We start from the raw sequence: 21,686 nt of genomic DNA, 5'->3' as shown, positions 1-21,686 counted from the left end.
CGGAGGGCGCGATTTTGTTGCATGCCGAAGCCGGCTTCGCTAGAGCTTCCGCCCGAAAAGCGGCGCCGGATTTCGGCGAGGCTCACAGAATGGCAAGGGTCGAGGGCGCGTCGCCCTGCGCCCCGCCCAAGGGATCGAGAGCATGGCCGCAAGGCGCACCAACTGGCGGACCCTGATCATGGTGATTTCGCTCGGCATCCTGATCGCGGTGCAGCTCTTCGGCGTCGCGCTGGCCTCGGGCTGGGCGCTGGCCGGCCTGTTCGAGCTCGGCCCGATCGTCGGCTATGTGCTGATGGCGCTGTTTTCGGTGTTTGCCGCTTACGGCATGCTCAACCTGATGCGCCGCGTGCTCAAGGTCGAGCATATCACCGAGCGCGGCTGAGTTTCAGTCGCAGCGCTTCAGCGTCACCGGGTCGGCCTCGGCAGGCAGATCGTCGCTCATCGACCTGCATTGTCCCGCAACGCAGATCTGCCAGTCGGCCGTCGCGCCGGAGCGGCGCATGACGATCTCGCGCTGCGGCGGCAGCTTCGGCGTCCAGCGCCAGAAGCCGTTGCTGAGCCTGGCTCCCTCGGGTGGGTCCATGCCGGCGCCCGAGCCCTCGATGCGGGCCTCCGCCATGACGAGGCCGCCGGGCGTCTCGCGCCAGACCTCTTCCCACAGCGTCTTCTGCACCGAATGACGCCAGCGCAGCGTGACCTCGCCGCTGCCCAGCGCGACGACGACCGCGCCAGCGGCGAGGCACAGGCTCATGCGGGCTGGCTGCGGCGCTGCCGCGTCCGCCAGAGATGATGGGCGACGAAGAGGCCTCCGAGCACGAAGCCGGCTTCGTCGGTGATCGGCAGCGCCGCGACGAGAAGGGCTGCGGCCATGGCTGCCAGCACGCGCTCCCACAGCGCCAGCGGCGCACGCAGATAGCCTACGACCGCCATGCCCCAGAGCAGCATGGCGAAGCTCGCCTTCGCGACGATGTAGACGACCGAGAGCCAGTAGCCGGCGCCGGTCAGGCCCGCTACCGGCTGGAGCATCAGATTGGGGTCGTAGACCGCCATGAAGGGAATCACGAAGCCGGGCAGGGCGATCTTCACCGCCTGCACGCCGATCTTCATGCCGGAGACCTTGGCCATGGGTGCCGCGGCGAAGGCGGCTAGCGCCACCGGCGGGGTCAGGTCGGCCATGATGCCGAAATAGAACACGAACATGTGGCTGACGATCAGCGGCACATCGAGCTGCAGCAGGATCGGCGCGGCGAGCGACGAGGTGATGATGTAGTTCGGGATGGTCGGGATACCCATGCCGAGGATCAGGCTGAAGACCATGGTCAGGATGAGCGCGAGGAACATGCTCTCCTTGCCGATGCCGATCAGCCAGGAGCCGAAGATCGTGCCGATCCCGGTCAGGGTCATCGTGCCGATGACGATGCCGACCAGCGCGCAGGCGAGCCCGACAGGCAGCGCCTGGCGGGCGCCGTCGGCGAGAGATTCGATGCAGGCGGTCAGAACCTCGCGACCGGAGCGGCCGCGCAGCACGTTCCAGACCACCAGCAGCAGGACGACGCCGAGAACCGTGGCGACGCTGATCGCCATCGAGGCGGCGGAGACCAGGGCGAAGCCGATCCAGAATGCGACGCGGAGCGCCGTGGTGCCGAGCCCGGCCGAGATCGCCAGAGCGAGGATCAGAGCCACGGTCAGCGCAAGGCCGATCGCGCCGGCAAAAAGCGGCGTGAAGCCGGCGAAGAGCAGATAGACCAGCACCAGCAGCGGCGCGATCAGATACCAGTTCTTGCGCAGTTCAGCCCGGGCGCTGGGCAGCTCCGATTTCGCCAGCCCTGTGAGGCCGAGCTTGCCCGCCTCGAGATGCACCGCCCAGTAGCAGGCGGCGAAATAGAGAATCGCCGGGATGATCGCCGCCTCGACAATCTTGGAATAGGGCACGTCGATGGTCTCGGCCATGATGAAGGCGACGGCGCCCATGACCGGCGGCATGATCTGGCCGCCCATCGAGGACGTCGCCTCGACGCCGCCGGCGAAGGCGCCGGTGAACCCGGACCGCTTCATCAGCGGAATGGTGAACTGGCCGGAGGCCACGACATTGGCGACACCCGAGCCCGAAACCGTGCCCATCAGGGCCGATGACGCGACGCAGACCTTGCCCGGCCCGCCCTGCTTGCCGCCGAACAGCGCCATCGAGATGTCGTTGAAGAAGTCGATGACGCCAGCGCGCTCCATGAAGGCGCCAAACAGGATGAACAGAAAGATGAACGTCGCGGAGACGGCGGTCGGCGTCGCGTAGAGGCCCTCCGTGCCGAAGGCCATCTGCTCGATGACCTGCTCCAGGCTGTAGCCGCGATGGTCGAAGGGGGCCGGCAGATAGCGGCCGAACAGGCAATAGGCCAGGAAGGTGCCGGCGACCAACGGAAGCGCAATGCCCATGGCGCGCCAGACCAGCAGGAACAGCACCGCCAGCGCCGTGATACCGACGACCATGTCGGCATCGGTCAGTTCCCCGGCGCGGTTCACCAGCTCGATGTAGTTCCACCAGTGATACAGCCCTACGGCAAAGCCGACGACGCCGATCACCCACCAGACGGTGCGCGCCGGCAGCGAGGTTTCGTCGGCATTCGCCAGCAGGCCGCATGCAATCAGCGCCAGGAAGCCGACATGGACGGTGCGCAGAACCTGGTTGGGCAAAGTCCCGGTATAGAGCGAGACCAGCTCGAAGGCGCCGAGCATGGCGAGGAAGGCAATCGCCGGCTCGGCCACGGCCCTGCCGCGCACAGCAGCCAGAACGATCCAGGCGAACCAGAGTCCGAAGCCGAGCCGGATCACGGTGATTGGCGTCAGCCAGGACGCCGTGGCGATCAGCCTGAAGTCGAGCGGGATGCCGAAAGCGGTGACGATTTGGAAAGCGGAGAAGGCGACGGCCAGCCAGAACAGCAACCTGCCTTTCCAGCTCGTGCCGAAGGTGGCGGGCAGTCCGTGCTCGGGATCGTATGCCACGGGTGCCGAGGCCTGTGCTCCGGCGATGTCGGGCACTGCGAGCGGCCTGCTGTCGTCGCGGCTCATGGCGTGTCGTCCCCGGTCGTCATCATGCTGATGGCCGCATCATGGAAAAAGGCGGGGCCAACGTGGCTGGCCCCGCCCGTCTCACCTGGATGAAAGATGGCTCAGGAGCCGACCTTCAGGCCCTTTTCCTTGAAGTAGCGGGCGGCGCCGGGGTGCAGCGGCAAGGGCATGCCCTCCAGCGCGTTCTCGAGCTTGATCGAGCGGGCGGCGGCGTGGGCCGCCGCCAGGTCGGGCAGGCTGTCATAGATGGCCTTGGTCATCTGGTAGACGGTCTCTTCCTTCATGCCTTCATGGGTCACGAGGTAGTTGACCACGGCGGCGGCCGGCACGGCGGCGGTCTGGCCAGTATAGGTGTTGGCGGGTATCGAGACCTTGACGAAGGGTGGGCCAGCCTTGTCGACGACCGCGGCGGGGACCTCGACGACCACGATTTCGACCGCGGTGGCGAGATCGCGCAGCGAGGCGACGCCGAGACCGGCTGATTGCAGCGTCGCATCGAGCTGGCGATTCTTCATCAGCTCGACCGACTCGGCGAAGGGCAGATACTCGATCTTGCCGAGATCCTTGTAGGACAGGCCCGCGGCCGCCAGGATCGCGCGGGCGTTCAGCTCGGTGCCGGATTTCGGCGCGCCGACGGAGAGGCGCTTGCCCTTGAGATCGGCCAGCGTCTTGATGCCGCTGTCCTTGGAAGCGACGATCTGGACATAGTTCGGATAGATCGCGGTGATGCCGCGCAACTTCTTCAGCGGGCTCTTGAAGCCGGCATCCTCATCGCCCTTCCAGGCGGCGTCGAGCGAGTCGCCGAGCGTGAAGGCGATCTCCCCCTTGCCCTGCTGGAGCAGGACGAGGTTCTCGACCGAGGCCTTGGTGGCCTGGACGGTCGGCCGCGTGCCGGGGATCTTTTCGCCATAGATCTTGGAGAGGGCGACGCCCATCGGGTAATAGACGCCCGAGGTCCCGCCGGTCAGGACGTTGATGAAATCCTGGGCGCGAGCCGCGGCGGGCGCAAGCGCGATCAACGCGGCCGTGGCGATGCCGGCAAGACGCCGGCTGGATACGAGCTGTTTCATGTCACCTCCCAAGTGAAATTGCCGGCATTGCGGACCGGTCTTCCATTGTTTGTAGAACAGGCGTGCCTGCGATTGAAAGGCGTGGGCACCTCGGCCATTAGGCGAGCGCCCCGTCTGCGTGACGCTTTCGCCATGATTGGCGGCCATCCAATCGTGGTCGCCCCCTCTCCTGGCCCGGTTGCCCTTGCCGCTGGGACAGGCTAGCCCGATTTCAACCTTGACGGCGCCGCCGTCGCCAGCCGAACGAGCCCCACCCGCCATGAACCCCAGCGCCCGTGATCCCAGCGCCAGACCGCTCCGTCCCGACCGTCGCATGCTGCTGGCTGGCGCCAGCGCCACCGCGGCCCTGGCCGCGCTCGGGTTTTCGCCGGAAGCGCTGGCGCAGCAGGGTCTGCGGCTCGGCGAAGCCGAGGCTTTCGGCTTCGAGGCGCTGAAGATCAGGGCGCGCGATCTCGCAGCCCAGCCCTATCAGGTGCCGTCGAGTTCGCGCGCCGATGTGCTGGAGCGGATCGACTACGACGCCCATGGCAAGATCAGGTTCAAGCCGGAGATGGCGCTCTGGGCCGACGGGCCCTCGCCCTGGCCGGTGACCTTTTTCCATCTCGGGCGCTATTTCCAGAAGCCGGTCCGCATGCATGTGCTCGATGGCGGGCAGGCGCGCGAGATCGTCTATGACGAGAGCTATTTCGAGATGCCGGCGGATTCGCCGGCCCGCGAATTGCCACGCGGCGCGGGCTTCGCCGGCTTCCGCTTCCAGGAGAGCCGCACGGGGCATCCCGGCCGCAAGGGCGAAAAGCTCGACTGGAAGAAGAACGACTGGGTCGCGTTTCTCGGTGCCTCCTATTTCCGCGCCATCGGCGAGCTCTACCAGTACGGGCTCTCGGCGCGCGGGCTCGCCGTCGATCCGGCCGTCGGTGGCAAGGCCGAGGAGTTCCCCGACTTCACCCATGTCTGGTTGGAGACGCCGCAGCCCGGCGCCGAATATGTCGTGGTCTATGCGCTGCTCTCGGGGCCGAGCGTGGCGGGCGCCTATCGCTTCCGCATGCATCGCGCCAAGGGCGTGACGATGGAGATCGAGACGGCGCTCTACCTGCGCAAGGATGTCGAGCGGCTCGGCGTCGCGCCGCTGACCTCGATGTACTGGTATTCAGAGACCGCCAAGGCGACCGCCGTCGACTGGCGCCCCGAAGTGCATGATTCCGACGGGCTCGCGCTCTGGACCGGCTCGGGCGAGCGCGCATTCCGGCCGCTCAACAATCCCTCCCGCACCACCGCGTCGGCCTTCGTGGATTCAAGCCCGCGCGGTTTCGGCCTGATGCAGCGCGACCGCGAGGTCGGGCATTATCTCGACGGCGTGTTTTACGAGCGCCGGCCGAGCCTCTGGGTCGAGACGCAAGGCGATTGGGGCAAGGGCGCCGTCCAGCTCATCGAGATCCCGACCGATGACGAGATCCATGACAACATCGTCGCGATGTGGGTGCCGGAGGGCCAGGCCAAGGCCGGTGCCTCCTATGCCTTCCGCTACCGGCTGCATTGGCTCGCCGACGAGCCCTTCCCGACGCAGCTCGGCCGCGTTGTCGCGACGCGTCTCGGCAATGGCGGCCAGCCCGGCACGGTGCGGCCCAAGGGCGTGCGCAAGTTCATGATCGAGTTCAGGGGGCCGGCGCTGGAGTCGATTCCCTTCGGCGTGAAGCCCGAGGTCGTGCTCTCTGCCTCGCGCGGCGCGTTCTCCTACATCTTTGCGGAAGCGGTTCCCAACGACGTGCCCGGCCATTGGCGGGCGCAGTTCGACCTCACCGTCGACGGCAGCGACCCGGTCGAGATGCGCTGCTTCATGAAGGCTGGCGAGACGGTGCTAACCGAGACCTGGCTGTATCAGTACCTGCCGTTCTGAGCGGGCAACGCCTGGCCTCTCCGTCATGGTCGGGCTTGTCCCGACCATCCACGTCTTGCTCGTCGAGGACGGTGTTTAAGACGTGGATGCTCGGCACAAGGCCGAGCATGACGGTGGAGCTATCGAACCGTCCACAGACTCCGCTTGCTCGCCGCTCTTCGTAACATTATATCATCGCGTATGGCTCATGCGCATGCTCATCACGTTTCCCACGCCGTCTCGGAGAATCCGGGCTGGTCGCTGCTGCGCCTGTCGGCGCTGAGCCGGGTCGGGCTGGCCTGCGGGATCGCGGCGCTGCTCTGGGTTGCGACCCTCGTGGTGATCCTGTGAGCAAGACCGCCTCCGCCATTCGCCTCACCGACCTGACGCTCGGCTATGACCGCCATCCCGCGGTGCATCACCTGTCGGGCGAGATCGCCTCGGGCAGCCTGACCGCGATCGTCGGTCCCAACGGTGCCGGCAAGTCGACCCTGCTCAAGGGCATCGCCGGCGCGCTGTCGCCGCTCGATGGCAGCATTGCCCTGGCTGCGGGCCGGCGCCTGGCCTATCTGCCCCAGCAGGCCGAACTCGACCGATCCTTCCCGATCCATGTCTACGACCTTGTCGCCATGGGCCTGTGGAACAGCGCCGGCATCTTCGGCCGCATCGGGCGTGGCTCTGCCGCCAAGGTCGAGGCTGCGATCGCGGCTGTGGGCCTTGCCGGCTTCGAGCGCCGGCCGATCGGTGCGCTGTCAGGCGGGCAGATGCAGCGCGCGCTGTTCGCGCGTCTCCTGCTGCAGGACGCCGACATCATCCTGCTCGACGAGCCCTTCACCGCCATCGATGCGCGCACCACGGCCGATCTGCTGGCGCTCGTCCAGCGCTGGCATGGCGAGAGCCGCACCGTCGTCGCCGTCCTGCACGACATCGAGACGGTACGCCGCGCCTTCCCGCAGACGCTGCTGCTGGCCCGCGAGACGGTGGCCTGGGGCGAGACCGCCGACGTGCTGACGCCGGCCAATCTTTTGAAGGCGCGCCGCATGGTCGAGTCCTTCGACAGCCACGCCGTCCCCTGTGAGCGCGACGCGGCTTAGCTCTTTCTCTGACGTCCACCCTCCTTCAAAGACAAGGATGCCGTCATTCCGGGCGCAGCGCAGCGGAGACCCGGAATCCATTCTAGAGCACCGATGGCGCCTTATGATGGATTCCGGATCGGCGCCGCTCCGCGGCTTGTCCGGAATGACGGCGTCGGGAAACCACACCGTTGATCGCGATGCTCTACGACCTCTTCATTGGTCCTTTCGCCGAGTTCGACTTCATGCGCCGGGCGCTGGTCGGCATCGTCGCCCTGTCGGTATCGGGGGCGCCGATCGGCGTCTTCCTCATGCTGCGGCGGATGAGCCTGACCGGCGACGCGATGGCCCATGCCATCCTGCCCGGCGCCGCGATCGGCTATCTCGTCGCCGGCTTCTCGCTGCCGGCGATGACGCTGGGCGGGCTCGCCGCCGGTTTTGCGGTCGCGCTGGCGGCCGGCGCTGTGGCGCGGGTCACGGTGATCAAGGAGGATGCCTCGCTTGCCGCCTTCTACCTGATCTCGCTGGCGCTCGGCGTCACCATCGTCTCGCTGCGCGGCTCGGCGGTCGATCTTTTCCATGTGCTGTTCGGCAATGTGCTGGCGCTCGATGACGATGTGCTCGTGCTGCTCTCGGGCGTGGCGACCCTGTCGCTGCTGACGCTGGCGGCCCTCTATCGCCCGCTGGTGATGGAATGCGTCGATCCCGGCTTCCTGCGCTCGGTCAGCCGTTCGGGCGGGGTCGTGCACCTGACCTTTCTCGCGCTCGTCGTGCTCAATCTCGTCGCCGGCTTCCATGCGCTCGGCACCCTGCTCGCGGTCGGGCTGATGATGCTGCCGGCCGCCGCCGCGCGCTTCTGGACCGCTGACATCACCCGGCTGATCCTGCTCGCCAGCGGTTTCGGCATGGTCGCGGGCTATGCCGGGCTCGTGGTGTCCTATTCGGCCGGCGCCAACCTGCCGGCCGGGCCGGCGATCATCCTGGCCGCCGGCGCGCTCTATCTCGGCTCGCTCCTGATCGGCTCCCAAGGTGGATTGCTCAGACGCCTCTTGCCTCGCCCCCATCTCCAGCGGTAGTGATGTTATAGTGTTTCATTATTGAGCGGAGATTTCCATGCCGAACCGTCGCGCCCTCATCGGGGCTTTTGCCGCCGGGCTGCTCGTCACCGCCATGCCGATGGCGGCCCGCGCCCAGGAGAAGCTGCCGGTCGTCGCCAGTTTCTCGATCCTCGGCGATTTCGTGCGCGAGGTCGGCGGCGCGCGCGTCAGCGTCACGACGCTGGTCGGCGCCAATGGCGACGCGCATGTCTATTCGCCGACGCCGGCCGATGCGAAGGCGATGGCGGCGGCGAAGCTGATCGTCGTCAACGGCCTGAAGTTCGAGGGCTGGATGACCCGGCTGATCAAGTCGTCGGGCGCCAGGGCGACCGTTGCGACGGCGACGACCGGGATTTCGCCGCTGAAAGGCGATGACGATCACGACGCCAAGAAGGGCCATGGCCACGACCATGACGTCGATCCGCATGCCTGGCAGAGCGTCGACAACGCCAAGGTTTATGTCGTCAACATCCGCGACGCGCTGAGCGTGGCCGATCCGGCCGGAAAGGCGGTCTACGAGGCCAATGCTACGCAGTATCTGGCGCGGCTCGACGCAGTCGAGGGCGAGATCAAGGCTGCCATCGCGCGCATCCCGGCCGACCGGCGCAAGGCGATCACCTCGCACGATGCCTTCGGCTATTTCGTCAAGGCCTATGGCATCGCCTTCATCGCGCCGCAGGGCGTCTCGACCGAGGCCGAGGCCTCGGCGAAGGACGTGGCGCGCATCATCCGGCAGGTGAGGGCGGAAAAGGTGCCCGCCGTCTTCCTCGAAAACGTCACCAATCCGCGACTGGCCGAGCAGATCGCCCGCGAGAGCGGCGCGAAGATCGGCGGCCGGATCTATTCCGATGCGCTTTCCGACGCGGCCGGGCCGGCCGGGACTTACATCGCGATGATGAAACACAATATAAGCGAAATCGAAAAGGCGCTCGCCGCCGGCCCGGCCTGATCGCCGGCCCTCACACCCCAGCCCTCATCCTGAGGAGCCGAGAAGCGGCGTCTCGAAGGATGGTCCATTTGGGCGCTGGAGCATCCTTCGAGACGCGATCCTGACGGATCGCTCCTCAGGATGAGGGCTGGAGCTCTTGAATGCCGGGGCGCGACGATCGTCCCGGCTTCGCCTGTTGAACCAAGGTCATCGACCATGTCCGAGAAAATTCCCGTCACGGTGCTCACAGGCTATCTGGGCGCTGGCAAGACCACGCTGCTGAACCGCATCCTCACCGAGGATCACGGCAAGAAGTTCGCTGTGATCGTCAACGAGTTCGGTGAGGCCGGCATCGATGGCGACCTCGTCGTCGGCGCCGACGAAGAAATCTTCGAGATGAACAATGGCTGCATCTGCTGCACCGTGCGCGGCGACCTGATCCGCATCCTCGACGGTTTGATGAAGCGCAAGGGCAAGTTCGACGCGATCATCGTCGAGACGACGGGGCTGGCCGATCCCGCCCCCGTTGCCCAGACCTTCTTCGTCGACCAGGATGTCGGCGATGCGACCAAGCTCGATGCGGTCGTCACCGTGACCGACGCGAAGTGGCTGCTCGAGCGGCTCAAGGACGCGCCCGAGGCGAAGAACCAGATCGCCTTCGCCGATGTCATCGTGCTCAACAAGGTCGACCTCGTCAGCGCCGACGAATTGGCCGGGGTCGAGGCCGCGATCCGCGCCATCAACCCCTATGCCAAGCTGCACAAGACGACGCGCTGCGACGTGCCGATCGACCAGCTGCTCGATCGCAACGCCTTCGACCTCGACCGCATCCTCGACATCGAGCCGGACTTCCTCGAATCCGGGCATCACCACCATCATTCCGAGGAGGTGCGTTCGATGTCGTTCACGATCCCCGGCGATGTCGATCCCGAGAAGTTCATGCCCTGGATCAACGACATCAGCCAGGCGCAGGGCCCCAATATCCTGCGCTCCAAGGGCATCCTCGCCTTCAAGGACGAGCCGCGCCGCTTCGTCTTCCAGGGCGTGCACATGATCCTCGACGGCGATCTCCAGCGCGACTGGAAGACCGACGAGGCCCGCTCCTCGCGGCTGGTCTTCATCGGGCGCGACCTCAACGAGAACGAGCTGCGCAAGGGTTTCGAGGCCTGCGCGGCGTAGTTGCGTGTCATGCTCGAGCTTGACCCGAGCATCTCCGGAACCAGCTATCTGGTCCAAGAGATTCTTGCTGGTTTACGAGATTCTCGGGTCTACGCTTCGCTGCGCCCGAGAATGACGGGGTGGTTCCCTTGATAAACAGGCTGCGCTAGACCCCGTCCATGAACACCACCACCGCCCCCATCTCGCTGCGCGAGCATGTCGTTCCCGTCGAGGCCGGCGCCCATGTCGTCGGCGCCCATTGGCTCAAGGCCACGCTCGTGCTCGCGCTTGCCGATGGTCGGGTGCTGCGCTGGACTGATGGCGTGGCTGACAGCGTCGAAGCGCATGCTGGCGGCATCCTGTCGGCTTGCGGCGATGGCGAGCGGCTGGTCACCGGCGGCGATGACGGACGCGTGGTCGCGACCCCGGCTTCGGGCGAACCGACCGAGATCGCCCGCGATCCCAAGCGGCGCTGGATCGATGCGGTGACGCTGTCGACTGGCGGCAGCCTCGCTTGGAACACCGGCAAGACCGTCCATGCCCGCGACGACAAGGGCAAGATCAAGTCACATGATTTTGCCACCACGCCGCAGGGCCTGGTCTTCGCACCCAAGGGCTACCGGCTCGCGATCGGCCAGATGAACGGGGTATCGCTCTGGTATCCGAATACCGAGGCCAAGCCCGACTTCCTGGAATGGAAGGGCTCGCATATCGACGTGGCCTGGTCGCCCGATGGCCGCTTCGTCGTCTCCTCGATGCAGGAGAATGCGTTGCATGGCTGGAAGCTCGGCGATAAGCCGACGCATATGCGGATGACCGGCTATCCGGCCAAGCCGCGTTCGCTGTCCTGGTCGCATGACGGGCTCTGGCTGGCGTCGAGCGGCGCCGATGCGGCGATCGTCTGGCCCTTCCAGGGCGAGGGACCGCAGGGCAAGGCGCCGCGCGAATGCGGCGCGCGCCACGCCAAGGTCACGCGCGTCGCTTTCCATCCCAAGGCGCTGGTGCTGGCGGTTGGCTATGATGATGGCTGCATCCTGATGATCCGCCTGACCGACGCATCCGAGCTGCTGGTGCGCCCGGCGTTGCGCGACAGCGGCATCACCGCTTTCGCCTGGGACAAGGGCGGCAAGCGCCTCGCCTTCGGCACGGAAGACGGCGCGGCCGGTGTGCTCACGCTGCCGGCGGCCTAGAGCGACGCCGATGCGCTTCGGCCTGTTCGGCAAAGGCGGGTCCGACAAGGCGCAGGCGCTGGAACAGGCCGGGCGGATCAAGGCGCTGATGCGCGAGATGCTCGGTCTGCCCGAGGCGGCCGCGATCGCGGTCAACGAGATCATCTGCGCCGATCCGGCCTGTCCAGGCAGCGAGACGGTGATCCTGGTGATGAACCCCGGCGAGAAGACGAAGGCGTTCAAGCTGCAGATGGCGATGGCCGAGGCCACGCCGGAGGCGTTGCGGGACATGCTGGCGGTTGAGGGTCTTTGACGCTGGGCTCGATATGATCGAGCGGTGTCCAAGGCTTGTCGTCGACCTCACCGTCATTCCGGACAAGCCGCGTAGCGGCGCCGATCCGGAATCCATCGTAGAGCCAAGTTCCTTGATCGTTTTAGCCCTATGATGGATTCCGGGTCTCCGCTGCGCTGCGCCCGGAATGACGTCGCGGGTACGACGATGGTGGAGATGTTGACCTGCCTCCTCTCAGCCGATCCTCACGCGCCGGGTCCGCTCGATCTCGCTTTTCCGCAGATTGACCGGGCGGGTCGCCTTGAAGCGCAGCACGCGCTTGGGGGCGGTCTGTTCGCCGAGGACATGCAGCGCGCCAAGGGTGTCGCGCCGGCTTGGCGCATCCAGCGGGACCTTGGCCAGAACCGTGCCGGCCGACATCAGGACGATCAGCGCCGTGATGAGGGTCTTGCGGAACATGGCGGCATCCCCGGTGGAGCGGCGAAACCGTTCCGCCGATGGATGCAAGCTGTAGGGAGGTGGCCGGGCGCGCGCTGTTCCCGCTGGAACAAGCCGCTGGCAAAGACCCGGCGCGGCTGCTGACATATCCCTGGACGCCGCCCCTTAGTCTCCGGCAGCATCTTCCTCCGCTTCGCCCAGAACAGGTCGCTATGCCGCCCCGGACGCCCAGAACGCTTACGCTTGCGCCGCAAGAGGCCCGCCGCATCTGGCTGAATGCCCAGCGTCTTGACGTGGCGGAGCCGTTTGGTGCCGGGCCTGAAGCGACCAAAGCTGCGGTCGAGCATCTCGGCTATGTCCAGATCGACACGATCAACGTGATCGAGCGCTGCCATCATCACATCCTGCACAGCCGCATCCCCGCTTACGAGCGGGCGCATCTGGCGCAGGCGCAATCGGTCGACAGATGCGTCTTCGAATACTGGACCCATGCGCTGTCCTATGTGCCGACGCGCGACATCCGCCATTTCCTCGGTGCGATGAAGGCGCACCGCGAGGAGCCGAAGCGCTGGTCGGCCGTGGGCGGGCGCGAGGAAACCCGCAAGCTTTTACGCCGCATCCGGCGCGACGGGGCGCTGACCATCCGCGACATCGACACCGACGTGCTGGTCGAGAAGGCGCATCTCTGGGCCAGCAAGAAACCCTCGAAAGGCCTGCTGGAGCGCGCCTTCTACGATGGCGAGCTGGTGATCTCGGCGCGCTCGGGCATGCTCAAGACCTACGAGCTGTTCGATCGGCATTTCGGCTGGGAGAAGCGGCCGACACCGGCCTCCGAGCGGCAGGTCACGGCCTATCTGCTCGACCGCGCCTTGCGGTCGCAGGGCGTCGTCAGCCTGGATTCGATCTGCCATCTCGACGCACCCAGCAAGAAGGCTGTCGCGGAGCTGATCGCGGCGCGGGTCAAGCGGCGCGAATTGATGCCGGTCAAGGTCGCCGAGTCGACGGTGCCGCACTGGATGCCGCGCGACAGCGCCGTAGCCGTGGACGCGCCTGAGCCGGGCCTCGTCCATATCCTTTCGCCTTTCGATCCACTGATCATCCAGCGCAAGCGGCTGAAGCTGTTCTTCGGCTACGCCCACGCCTTCGAGGCCTATCTGCCGAAGGAGAAGCGCATCTTCGGCTATTTCGGCCTGCCGGTCCTGATCGACGACGCGGTCGTCGCGGTGCTCGACCTGAAGACCGATCGCCAGGCCGGCAAGCTCCTGATCCAGCAATGGACATGGCTCGAAGGGCAGGAGAGCGCGGAAAGGAAAGCCCGGATCGAGGCGGCGCTGGAGCGGTTCGAGCGGTTCCAGCTTGCCAGCGGCCCGGTCGATGCCGGGCTTGAGCCGATTGAGGCGGAACTTCTGGACGAGGAGCTGTGATCGCGCCGGCCTTCTGACGCGTTTCTCGCGCGCCGCCGCAAAATCGCCGATTTGCGAAGCGCCTTTGGCCGGGCCGAACGGCAAGCAGACGGGAGCCGTCCGGTGAAACCCAGCCCTTTTGCCATGATGTCCGCCATCGCGGTGGCGTCGCGCTGAATGCGGCGGGTCGTGGCGCCGAGCAGGATGTCGCGATCCGCCTTGCCCGGCGCGGCGCTGTTGCATCTCCTGCTTCTGGCGGCGCTCGGGCTGATCTCCATGCGGCCGCTGGTCGAGGTGCCGCCGCTTCCGGAGAGCCGCATCGATGTCGAGCTGCTGACGCCCGGCGCCTTCGATGCGATGACGCGGCCGAAGCCAGTCGAGGCGCCGCCGATCCCGCAGCCGGTCCAGCCGGCCCCTCCGTCCGTACAGCAGGCGCCGGCGGTCGTGCCGCCGTCAGAGCCGGACGGGATGATCCGGGCTAGCCGGATGATGGCAGCCGAGGCGCTCGCCAATCCGCTGAGCCGGCAGGCGCGCGAGATGCTGCCGCATCTGGCGGCAGATGAGCGCATCGAGCAGCTTTGCGGGATCGAGGCGATGAGTCAGATCCACGCCTGGAAGGGCGCGTTTGCGCCGGACAGGGTGACCGCCTACGCGCGGTCGGATGTCAGCCTGTCGGAACGGGCGCTTCGGGCCGAGGGCGCCGTGTTTCGCAGCGGGAAGCTTTGGTACGATTTGCGCTTCACCTGCGAGTTCAGCCGGGATCGAAGCCGCGTGGTCGCGTTCGAATTCCGGGTCGGCGAGCCTGTGCCGCGCTCGCTATGGCGGGAGCTCAACCTGCCGGAGATCCATTAAGGCCGGCAGGGGGTGGCCTTACGCTCCGAGCAGATCGACCAGATGCGGGATCAGCGGTTCGTCGGCGGGCGGCATGGCAAGCTCCCGAAGCTTGCCGGGGCGGACCCATTTCAGCGCCTGCCCTTCGCGCGAGGTGACCGTGCCCTCCCAGCGCCGGCAGATATAGAGCGGCATCAGCAGGTGGAACTCGGGATAGGCGAAGCTGGCGAAGGTCAGCGGCGCCAGGCAGTCTTCCTTGACCGTGATGCCGAGCTCTTCCGCCAGTTCGCGGATCAGCGCCGGCTCGGGCCGCTCGCCGGGTTCGAGCTTGCCGCCGGGGAACTCCCACAGTCCCGCCAGCGCCTTGCCTTCCGGGCGTTGCGCGACGAGGACGCGGTTGTCGGCATCGATCAGGGCGCAGGCGACGACGAGGAGCAGCTTCACGAGGGTCGGGCTCAGGATCCGGAGAGGATGACGTGGATGGCTTGCGTCTCCTTACCCGTCACGGTGACGCTGTCATAGACCAGACCACCCTCGCGGAAGAGGGCGTCCTCGTCGCCCCAGATGATCTGGGTCGTCAGGAAATACTCGCCCGGAGCTACGTTCTCGAAGCCGAAGCGGCCGTTGGATTCGGCCTTGGTGGTGCGGGTGTATTCGGCATAGGCGGAGTCTGGATTGTCGTCGCGCGGATACTCGCGATGGGGAATGTATTTTCGGGTGCCGAAGAGATTGCGGAAGCGCTCGCGGGCATAGGCGGTGGCCGGAATCAGGCGCACGACCTCGCCTGCCGCATTCACGACGACGGCGCTCGGCTTGGTGCGGAAGGCGTGGCCGCTGATCGTCGTCGTGCCGGTCTTCTTGATGAAGGCCGCCTCTGCGACGGAGAATGCGACGGTCGCCGGCTTGCGCTCGACGCAGCCTGCCGCAACGATTGCCATGCCGGCAGCCAGCAGCCCGGCCGCAACGAACGCGATCCTCATCCCAGCCGTGCCCCCCGTGGCGCTGTCGTCACCATGAAGACGCCGATCAGGATGATGCAACCTGCCGCGACCTGCCGCAACTCCAGCGTTTCCCCCAGCACAACGACGCCCATCACCGCTGCGACGGCCGGGACGAGGTAGCCCACCATCGCCGCGCGGGTCGGCCCGGCGGCCCGGATCAGGCGCATGAACACGGCCATCGGCACAGCCGTGCAGGCGACGCCGAGCATGAGCAGGGCGGCCCAATGATCAACGAGCTTGAGGAGCGTGGCCGGACCGACGAAGACTAGCGTCAGGAGCAGGCCGCCGGCACCCGAGAAGACCTGTTGGCCGAGGGCGAGCCGCATCGGATCGCCGGAGGCGGCAGGCACGGCCCGGACATAGATGTTGCCGGCGGCGTAGCTGATCATGGTTGCGACCATGGCGAGCACGCTCAGCGTCGTCGCGCCGCCCTCGAACAGGCGCGGGCCAATCAGCAGCGCGACGCCGGCCAGGCCGACGAGGATGCCGCAGAGGCGGCGCCGGTCGAGACGCTCCTCGGCGAAGATCAGATGCGCGGAGAGGGCGGTGATCAGCGGTCCGCCCGCCTGGATCATTGCGGCAGGGCCGCTCGCCAACTGGATCAGCGCATAGGCGACGAGGGTGTTGGGCAGCCAGCCATTGGTCACGCCGAGGATGAACCAGTGCATGATCTCGTCGCGCCGGGGCAGCGGGCTCTGGCCGTGCCAGCGCAGCCAGAGCGCAAGCGAGGCGGCGCCGAGCAGGCCTCGCCCCGCCGCGATGGCGAAGGGCGAGACCTGCCCGCTCATCAGCTTGATGAAGAGATAGCTCGAGCCCCAGAAGAACGAGCAGACTAGGAGATTGACGGCGATGAACCCGCGGCTGGGCTCGAGCGCCGGTAACCCGTCAGGAGCGATAGTCGCCATTGATCTCGACATAGGCCTTGGTCAGGTCGCAGGTCCAGACGACGGACTTGCCGCGGCCGATGCCGAGATCGGCGGTAATGACGATGTGCTCGCCCTTCATGTAGTCGGAGACGGCATTCTCGTCATAGGACGGCGCGCGGGCGCCCTGCTGCGCCACCATGATGTCGCCGAAGGAGATGTCGAGCGTGTCGCGATCGGCCGGTTCGCCAGCCTTGCCGACGGCCATGACGACGCGGCCCCAATTGGCGTCCTCGCCGGCGATGGCGGTCTTGACCAGCGGGGAATTGGCGATCGAAAGCGCGACGCGCTTGGCCGAGCGCGAGGAGGCGGCGCCGGCGACCCGGACCTCGACGAATTTGCGCGCGCCTTCGCCATCCTTGCAGACGAGATGGGCGAGTTCGAGCAGGAGGGAGTTGAGGGCGCGCTTGAAGCCGGACAGTCGGGCATCGCCGATCTCGGTGATCGCGGGCACGCCGCGCGCTGCAGCCTTGCCCGTGGCGAACAGCATCAGCGTGTCGGAGGTCGAGGTATCGCTGTCCACCGTCACGGCGTTGAACGAACCCTTCACGCCCTTCGACAGCAGCGCCTGCAGCGCCGGGGCGGCGATTGGGGCGTCGGTGAAGACGAAGGAGAGCATCGTCGCCATGTCGGGCGCGATCATGCCGGCGCCCTTGGCGATGCCGGCGAGCACGACCTCGTGGCCGTCGATCTTCGCCTTGCGCGTCAGGGCCTTGGGAAAGGTGTCGGTCGTCATGATCGCACGCGCCGCGTCGATCCAGGGGCCGTCGGCGACGCGGCTGGCGCAGTCCTGCAGCACGCCTTCGAACTTGCTCGCATCGAGCGGCTCGCCGATCACGCCGGTCGAGGCGATGAAGACCTCCTCAGGCTTGCAGCCTGCGGCCTTGGCGGCGATCTTGGCGGTGAGCGCGACTGAATCGCGGCCTTTCAGGCCGGTGAAGGCATTGGCGTTGCCGGAATTGACGACAACGGCCCTCGCCGAGCCCTGTTTGAGGTTCTCGCGGCACCAGTCGACAGGCGCGGACGGACATTTCGAGCGGGTGAAGACGCCGGCGACCTGCGTGCCCTCGTCGAGCACCGCCAGCCAGACATCGGTGCGGCCCTTGTACTTGATGCCGGCCTCGGCGGTGGCGAAGCGGACGCCCGGAACCGGCGGCACTTTGGGCTGGCGCTTGGGCGCGAGCGGGGAAACGGGGACATCCTTGCCGGCCATCGTGGCATCTCCTGTGCGGGAGGCCGGTGTGCCGCAGGCCGATGACGAAAACAAGAAGGGCGGCCGTGAGGCCGCCCTTCCAATCTTGACCGGATGGGCGCCGCGCCCTGCGGCTCAGGGCTTCTTGGGCTCGGTCGGCGCCGGCGTGGCGGGCGCTGCCGGCTGGTCGAGGCGCTCGACCTTGGCCTTCTCGCGCAGCGCGACGATCATGTCCTGCTGCGCCTTGCGCTCAAGATACTGGTCGATCTGCGGCTTCACGGCTGCGAATTCCGGCAGCGGCTTGTTGCGCTTGTCCTCGAGCTTGATGACGTGCCAGCCGAACTGGCTCTTCACGGGGTCGGAGACCTGGCCCTTGGTCAGCTTGAAGGCGACCTCGGCGAATTCCGGCACCATGCGGTCCTTGGTGAACCAGCCGAGCGAACCGCCCTCCTTGCCGGAGCCGGGATCCTTGGAGAGCTCGGCTGCGACCTTGGCGAAGTCCTCGCCCTTCTTCAGGCGCTCGGCGACGGCCTTGGCCTGGGCCTCGTCCTCGACGAGGATGTGTCGGGCATTGACCTCCTCCTCGGGCGCCATCGCCTTGGTGGTCTCGTCGTAGAGCTTCCTGGCGGCTTCCGGCGTCGCGGCCTTCTTGGCCTCGGACGTCAGGTACTGGTCGAGCAGCACTTTCTCGCGGAAATAGGCGAGGCGGGCGGCGAAATCCGGGCTATCGGCCGTCTTCGCGGCGATCGCTGCCTTGGCGCCGAGCTTGAGGTCGACGAGATAATTGACCACCTCGTCGCGCTTGCGCTCGTCGGGAAGCTGGGCCAGGCGCTCACCGAGATCTTCCGTCGCCAGCGCGATCTCGCGCTCCGTGATGTTCATGCCATCGACCCTGGCGATGACCTTGTCGGCCTGCGCAAAGACAGGCGAGGCGGCGACGAGCGCGAGCCCGAAGGACAGCGTGCCGAGACGAAACGACTTCATGGGGGATGCCCTTTACCTAAATAGAGCCGAAATCCTGTTCGCGGCTGCACTGCCAGTTGAACGCGGCAAAGGCAAGGCGCGCGAAGCGCCTGGCATGCAGGCATCACGAAGCTTTGCTGATCGGCCGGTGTCGGGCGCCGCTGCATTTTGCGTCTCCCGTCCAGCATGGTCTTGCAGGATGGTCTTGGAAGCGTCGCCGGGAAACCTTACATCCCGGCGAAATCCGGTTGTCTTGGGCGGCGCGCCCGGCGCGAGGCGCAAAACCGTCGCAAGGCAGCGCTGGACCCCGCACCCGCACGCGTCTAAACACGCGGTCGCATTGAGAATTCAGGTTTTCGGCTGCACGCGGGCAAGCGTCCGCGCGGCTCAAAGCCATACCACCGAAAGGCCCAACATGCTTGGCGCGCTCGCAAAGAAACTCTTCGGCTCGTCGAACGACCGGCGCGTCAAGGGCTATGGCCCCCGCGTTGCCGCGATCAACGCGCTGGAAAATGAGGTCTCAGGCCTCAGCGACGAGGCTTTGCAGGCGCGCACGGCCGCGTTTCGGCAGCAGATCGCCGATGGCGTCAAGCTCGACGACCTGCTGGTTCCGGCCTTCGCTACGGTTCGCGAAGCGGCCAAGCGCGTGCTCGGCCAGCGTCCCTACGACGTTCAGCTGATCGGCGGCATGGTGCTTCATGAGGGCGCCATCGCCGAAATGAAGACCGGCGAGGGCAAGACGCTGGTCGCGACCCTGCCGACCTATCTGAATGCGCTCGAAGGCAAGGGCGTCCATGTCGTCACGGTCAACGACTATCTCGCCCGCCGCGACGCCGAGTGGATGGCCAAGCTCTACAACTTCCTCGGACTGACCGTCGGCATCATCGTCCACGGCATCGACGACGAGGAGCGCCAGCGCGCCTATGCCTGCGACATCACCTACGGCACCAACAACGAATTCGGCTTCGACTATCTGCGCGACAACATGAAGTACGAGGTCGCGCAGATGAGCCAGCGCGGCCACCATTTCGCGATCGTCGACGAGGTCGATTCGATCCTGGTCGACGAGGCCCGCACGCCGCTGATCATCTCGGGCCCGCTCGACGACAAGTCCGACCTCTACGTCACGATCGACAAGATCCTGCCGGGCCTGGTGGCGGGTGACTTCGAGGTCGATGAGAAGCAGCGCACGGTCTCGCTGACCGAGGCCGGCAACGACCATATCGAAGAGCTGCTGCGGGAGGCTGGCCTGCTCAAGGAGGGCGACCTCTACGATGCCGCCAACGTCACGCTGGTCCACCACGTCAACCAGGCGCTGCGTGCGCATTCGCTGTTCACGCGCGACAAGGACTACATCGTCCGCGGCGATGAGGTCGTCATCATCGACGAGTTCACCGGCCGCATGATGCCGGGCCGGCGCTATTCGGAGGGCCTGCACCAGGCCCTGGAAGCCAAGGAACACGTCACCGTCCAGCCCGAGAACGCGACGCTGGCCTCGATCACCTTCCAGAATTATTTCCGGCTCTATTCCAAGCTCGCCGGCATGACCGGCACGGCCTCGACCGAGGCCGACGAATTCTTCGAGATCTACAAGCTCGAGGTCGTCGAGATCCCGACCAACCTGCCGGTCTCGCGCAAGGACGAGGATGACGAGGTCTACCGCACCTTCGAGGAGAAGGTCCGCGGCGTCATCCGCGAGATCAAGGAAGCTCAGAAGCTCGGCCAGCCGATGCTGGTCGGCACCACCTCGATCGAGCGCTCGGAACTCGTCGCCGAGATGCTGACAAAGGACGGCTTCCAGCAGATCGACTTCTCGGCGCCGAATGCGCTGGAGCCGATCTACGCCGCCGCCCGCCAGGGCAAGCCGTCGAATTATTTCGCCGTGCTGAATGCCCGCTTCCATGAGCAGGAGGCCTATATAGTGGCGCAGGCCGGGGCGCCCGGCGTCATCACCATCGCCACCAACATGGCCGGCCGCGGCACCGACATCCAGCTCGGCGGCAATGCGGACATGCGCATCAAGCACGATCTCGGCGACATGCCCGAGGGCGAGGAGCGCACGCGGCGCGAGGCGGAAATCCGCGCCGAAGTCGTCGATTTCAAGCAGCGCGTGATCAAGGCCGGCGGGCTCTACATCGTCGGCACCGAGCGCCATGAGAGCCGCCGCATCGACAACCAGCTGCGCGGCCGCGCCGGCCGCCAGGGCGATCCGGGCCGGTCCAAGTTCTTCCTGTCGCTGCAGGACGATCTGATGCGGATCTTCGGCTCCGATCGCATGGACGGGATGCTGACGAAGCTCGGCCTCAAGGAGGACGAGGCGATCGTCCATCCCTGGATCAACAAGGCGGTCGAGAAGGCGCAGGGCAAGGTCGAGGCGCGCAATTTCGACGTCCGCAAGAACATCCTGAAATACGACGACGTGATGAACTCCCAGCGCAAGGTCGTGTTCGAGCAGCGCCGCGACTTCATGCGCCAGGCCAGCGTGCGCGAGACGATCGACGACATGCGCCAGGGCGTCGCCGAGGACCTCGTCGCCCGCCATATCCCCGAGGAAGCCTATCCCGAGCAGTGGGACACCGCTGCCCTCAAGGAAGGCGTGATGCAGTTCCTCAATCTCGACCTGCCGATCGAGCAATGGGCGAAGGAAGAGGGCATCGCCGATGCCGAATTGCGCGAGCGCATCCGCAAGCTCGCCGACGAGGACTATGCCGCGCGCATCGCGCGCAACACCGAAGAGGTGATGGTCTATGTCGAGAAGCAGGTCCTGCTGCAGACGCTCGACACGCTCTGGCGCGAGCATCTCGTCACGCTGGACCATCTCCGTCAGGTCATTGGCTGGCGCGGCTATGCCCAGCGCGATCCGCTGCAGGAATACAAGCAGGAGGCCTTCGAGCTCTATGATTCCCTGACCGACCGCCTGCGCGAGCAGGTGACGGGCAATCTGATGCGCATCGAGGTCCGCTTCGAGCAGCCGGAGGAGGCTGGCCCGCCGCCGCAGGACACGCTGCCGTCGCCCTTCGGCGATTACGGCTCGGGCGACATGCAGTTCGCCGCGATCGAAGGCGATGTCGCTGTGCTCGACCGCAACCCCGACGATCCGTCGAGCTGGGGCAAGGTCGGCCGCAACGAGCCCTGCCCCTGCGGCTCCGGCAAGAAGTTCAAGCACTGCCACGGGCAGTACGTCTGACGCTGCCGCCTTTCGCCCGGGCACG

The 21,686-nt window shown here is 66.5% G+C and carries 21 protein-coding genes; 12 read left to right on the top strand and 9 right to left on the bottom strand.

Going from position 1 to position 21,686, the window contains the following annotated elements:
* Positions 1-142: 142 nt before the first annotated feature.
* Positions 143-382 (top strand): hypothetical protein, encoded by a 240-nt coding sequence (locus AC1DYU_RS12750; protein ID WP_158483540.1) that lies wholly within the window; start codon positions 143-145, stop codon positions 380-382.
* A 3-nt stretch (positions 383-385) separates the two neighbouring features.
* Here AC1DYU_RS12750 and AC1DYU_RS12745 read toward each other — a convergent pair whose 3' ends face one another.
* From AC1DYU_RS12745 to AC1DYU_RS12735, 3 genes are all read right to left on the bottom strand, one after another.
* Positions 386-751 (bottom strand): DUF1850 domain-containing protein, encoded by a 366-nt coding sequence (locus AC1DYU_RS12745; protein WP_476791949.1) that lies wholly within the window; start codon positions 749-751, stop codon positions 386-388.
* The gene (locus AC1DYU_RS12740) at positions 748-3,063 is read right to left on the bottom strand and encodes a TRAP transporter permease (RefSeq protein ID WP_476791948.1); all 2,316 of its coding nucleotides are present in this window, start codon (positions 3,061-3,063) and stop codon (positions 748-750) included. The genes AC1DYU_RS12745 and AC1DYU_RS12740 overlap by 4 nt, the downstream gene beginning before the upstream one ends.
* Before the next feature lie 101 nt (positions 3,064-3,164).
* The gene (locus AC1DYU_RS12735) at positions 3,165-4,133 is read right to left on the bottom strand and encodes a TAXI family TRAP transporter solute-binding subunit (RefSeq protein WP_158483537.1); all 969 of its coding nucleotides are present in this window, start codon (positions 4,131-4,133) and stop codon (positions 3,165-3,167) included.
* Positions 4,134-4,392: 259 nt separating this feature from the next.
* Here AC1DYU_RS12735 and AC1DYU_RS12730 point away from each other — a divergent pair, with 259 nt between their 5' ends.
* The 8 genes from AC1DYU_RS12730 (at position 4,393) to AC1DYU_RS12695 (ending at position 11,744) form a co-directional block, all read left to right on the top strand.
* Positions 4,393-6,027, top strand: a complete 1,635-nt coding sequence (locus AC1DYU_RS12730) for an OpgD/OpgG family glucan biosynthesis protein (protein WP_476791947.1) — start codon at positions 4,393-4,395, stop codon at positions 6,025-6,027.
* A 180-nt stretch (positions 6,028-6,207) separates the two neighbouring features.
* The gene (locus tag AC1DYU_RS12725) at positions 6,208-6,357 is read left to right on the top strand and encodes a hypothetical protein (protein WP_476791946.1); all 150 of its coding nucleotides are present in this window, start codon (positions 6,208-6,210) and stop codon (positions 6,355-6,357) included.
* The gene (aztA, locus tag AC1DYU_RS12720) at positions 6,354-7,100 is read left to right on the top strand and encodes a zinc ABC transporter ATP-binding protein AztA (RefSeq protein ID WP_476791945.1); all 747 of its coding nucleotides are present in this window, start codon (positions 6,354-6,356) and stop codon (positions 7,098-7,100) included. The genes AC1DYU_RS12725 and aztA overlap by 4 nt, the downstream gene beginning before the upstream one ends.
* 179 nt (positions 7,101-7,279) lie before the next feature.
* On the top strand, positions 7,280-8,155 hold the full coding sequence (locus AC1DYU_RS12715) for a metal ABC transporter permease (protein WP_476792102.1): 876 nt from the start codon (positions 7,280-7,282) through the stop codon (positions 8,153-8,155).
* Between the two features lie 37 nt (positions 8,156-8,192).
* The gene (locus AC1DYU_RS12710) at positions 8,193-9,125 is read left to right on the top strand and encodes a metal ABC transporter substrate-binding protein (protein ID WP_476791944.1); all 933 of its coding nucleotides are present in this window, start codon (positions 8,193-8,195) and stop codon (positions 9,123-9,125) included.
* Between the two features lie 195 nt (positions 9,126-9,320).
* On the top strand, positions 9,321-10,283 hold the full coding sequence (locus AC1DYU_RS12705) for a CobW family GTP-binding protein (protein WP_158483531.1): 963 nt from the start codon (positions 9,321-9,323) through the stop codon (positions 10,281-10,283).
* Positions 10,284-10,441: 158 nt separating this feature from the next.
* Positions 10,442-11,452, top strand: a complete 1,011-nt coding sequence (locus tag AC1DYU_RS12700) for a WD40 repeat domain-containing protein (RefSeq protein ID WP_476791943.1) — start codon at positions 10,442-10,444, stop codon at positions 11,450-11,452.
* 10 nt (positions 11,453-11,462) lie between these two features.
* Positions 11,463-11,744: a hypothetical protein gene (locus AC1DYU_RS12695; RefSeq protein ID WP_476791942.1), complete on the top strand. Its 282-nt coding sequence runs from the start codon at positions 11,463-11,465 to the stop codon at positions 11,742-11,744.
* Between the two features lie 213 nt (positions 11,745-11,957).
* Here the strand turns inward: AC1DYU_RS12695 and AC1DYU_RS12690 are convergent, their stop codons facing one another.
* A complete protein-coding gene (locus AC1DYU_RS12690) occupies positions 11,958-12,182 on the bottom strand; it encodes a hypothetical protein (protein WP_476791941.1) in 225 nt (74 codons plus the stop codon).
* A gap of 191 nt (positions 12,183-12,373) precedes the next feature.
* Between AC1DYU_RS12690 and AC1DYU_RS12685 the strand changes: the two genes are divergently transcribed.
* Together AC1DYU_RS12685 and AC1DYU_RS12680 are read left to right on the top strand one after the other, a co-directional pair.
* A complete protein-coding gene (locus AC1DYU_RS12685) occupies positions 12,374-13,585 on the top strand; it encodes a winged helix-turn-helix domain-containing protein (RefSeq protein ID WP_476791940.1) in 1,212 nt (403 codons plus the stop codon).
* 183 nt (positions 13,586-13,768) lie between these two features.
* The gene (locus tag AC1DYU_RS12680; RefSeq protein WP_476791939.1) at positions 13,769-14,416 is read left to right on the top strand and encodes a DUF930 domain-containing protein; all 648 of its coding nucleotides are present in this window, start codon (positions 13,769-13,771) and stop codon (positions 14,414-14,416) included.
* A gap of 18 nt (positions 14,417-14,434) precedes the next feature.
* Here the strand turns inward: AC1DYU_RS12680 and mutT are convergent, their stop codons facing one another.
* The 5 genes from mutT to AC1DYU_RS12655 form a co-directional block, all read right to left on the bottom strand.
* Complete coding sequence (mutT, locus tag AC1DYU_RS12675; protein WP_476791938.1) at positions 14,435-14,839, bottom strand: 8-oxo-dGTP diphosphatase MutT; 405 nt, start codon at positions 14,837-14,839, stop codon at positions 14,435-14,437.
* Between the two features lie 11 nt (positions 14,840-14,850).
* Positions 14,851-15,375, bottom strand: coding sequence for a peptidase associated/transthyretin-like domain-containing protein (locus AC1DYU_RS12670; RefSeq protein WP_476791937.1), 525 nt, complete (start codon positions 15,373-15,375; stop codon positions 14,851-14,853).
* Positions 15,372-16,301, bottom strand: a complete 930-nt coding sequence (locus tag AC1DYU_RS12665) for a DMT family transporter (protein WP_476791936.1) — start codon at positions 16,299-16,301, stop codon at positions 15,372-15,374. The genes AC1DYU_RS12670 and AC1DYU_RS12665 overlap by 4 nt, the downstream gene beginning before the upstream one ends.
* A complete protein-coding gene (gene argJ / locus AC1DYU_RS12660) occupies positions 16,282-17,532 on the bottom strand; it encodes a bifunctional glutamate N-acetyltransferase/amino-acid acetyltransferase ArgJ (protein ID WP_476791935.1) in 1,251 nt (416 codons plus the stop codon). Before argJ ends, AC1DYU_RS12665 begins: the two co-directional genes overlap by 20 nt.
* 114 nt (positions 17,533-17,646) lie before the next feature.
* Positions 17,647-18,495, bottom strand: coding sequence for a peptidylprolyl isomerase (locus tag AC1DYU_RS12655; protein WP_476791934.1), 849 nt, complete (start codon positions 18,493-18,495; stop codon positions 17,647-17,649).
* 394 nt (positions 18,496-18,889) lie between these two features.
* Here AC1DYU_RS12655 and secA point away from each other — a divergent pair, with 394 nt between their 5' ends.
* The gene (gene secA / locus AC1DYU_RS12650) at positions 18,890-21,661 is read left to right on the top strand and encodes a preprotein translocase subunit SecA (protein WP_476791933.1); all 2,772 of its coding nucleotides are present in this window, start codon (positions 18,890-18,892) and stop codon (positions 21,659-21,661) included.
* Positions 21,662-21,686 lie beyond the last annotated feature (25 nt).

Source organism: Allobosea sp. P2_B12, assembly GCF_056404835.1.
The sequence above is the reverse complement of the archived record's forward strand: the minus strand, read 5'-3'. Positions and strand labels throughout refer to the sequence as shown.

Excerpts from the sequence above, each read along its gene's own strand:
- AC1DYU_RS12750 (WP_158483540.1), top strand. The coding sequence starts at position 143 with ATGGCCGCAAGGCGCACCAACTGGCGGACCCTGATCATGGTGATTTCG.
- AC1DYU_RS12745 (WP_476791949.1), bottom strand. The coding sequence starts at position 751 with ATGAGCCTGTGCCTCGCCGCTGGCGCGGTCGTCGTCGCGCTGGGCAGC.
- AC1DYU_RS12740 (WP_476791948.1), bottom strand. The coding sequence starts at position 3,063 with ATGAGCCGCGACGACAGCAGGCCGCTCGCAGTGCCCGACATCGCCGGA.
- AC1DYU_RS12735 (WP_158483537.1), bottom strand. The coding sequence starts at position 4,133 with ATGAAACAGCTCGTATCCAGCCGGCGTCTTGCCGGCATCGCCACGGCC.
- AC1DYU_RS12730 (WP_476791947.1), top strand. The coding sequence starts at position 4,393 with ATGAACCCCAGCGCCCGTGATCCCAGCGCCAGACCGCTCCGTCCCGAC.
- AC1DYU_RS12725 (WP_476791946.1), top strand. The coding sequence starts at position 6,208 with ATGGCTCATGCGCATGCTCATCACGTTTCCCACGCCGTCTCGGAGAAT.
- AC1DYU_RS12715 (WP_476792102.1), top strand. The coding sequence starts at position 7,280 with ATGCTCTACGACCTCTTCATTGGTCCTTTCGCCGAGTTCGACTTCATG.
- AC1DYU_RS12710 (WP_476791944.1), top strand. The coding sequence starts at position 8,193 with ATGCCGAACCGTCGCGCCCTCATCGGGGCTTTTGCCGCCGGGCTGCTC.
- AC1DYU_RS12705 (WP_158483531.1), top strand. The coding sequence starts at position 9,321 with ATGTCCGAGAAAATTCCCGTCACGGTGCTCACAGGCTATCTGGGCGCT.
- AC1DYU_RS12700 (WP_476791943.1), top strand. The coding sequence starts at position 10,442 with ATGAACACCACCACCGCCCCCATCTCGCTGCGCGAGCATGTCGTTCCC.
- AC1DYU_RS12695 (WP_476791942.1), top strand. The coding sequence starts at position 11,463 with ATGCGCTTCGGCCTGTTCGGCAAAGGCGGGTCCGACAAGGCGCAGGCG.
- AC1DYU_RS12690 (WP_476791941.1), bottom strand. The coding sequence starts at position 12,182 with ATGTTCCGCAAGACCCTCATCACGGCGCTGATCGTCCTGATGTCGGCC.
- AC1DYU_RS12685 (WP_476791940.1), top strand. The coding sequence starts at position 12,374 with ATGCCGCCCCGGACGCCCAGAACGCTTACGCTTGCGCCGCAAGAGGCC.
- AC1DYU_RS12680 (WP_476791939.1), top strand. The coding sequence starts at position 13,769 with ATGTCGCGATCCGCCTTGCCCGGCGCGGCGCTGTTGCATCTCCTGCTT.
- AC1DYU_RS12670 (WP_476791937.1), bottom strand. The coding sequence starts at position 15,375 with ATGAGGATCGCGTTCGTTGCGGCCGGGCTGCTGGCTGCCGGCATGGCA.
- AC1DYU_RS12665 (WP_476791936.1), bottom strand. The coding sequence starts at position 16,301 with ATGGCGACTATCGCTCCTGACGGGTTACCGGCGCTCGAGCCCAGCCGC.
- argJ (WP_476791935.1), bottom strand. The coding sequence starts at position 17,532 with ATGGCCGGCAAGGATGTCCCCGTTTCCCCGCTCGCGCCCAAGCGCCAG.
- AC1DYU_RS12655 (WP_476791934.1), bottom strand. The coding sequence starts at position 18,495 with ATGAAGTCGTTTCGTCTCGGCACGCTGTCCTTCGGGCTCGCGCTCGTC.
- secA (WP_476791933.1), top strand. The coding sequence starts at position 18,890 with ATGCTTGGCGCGCTCGCAAAGAAACTCTTCGGCTCGTCGAACGACCGG.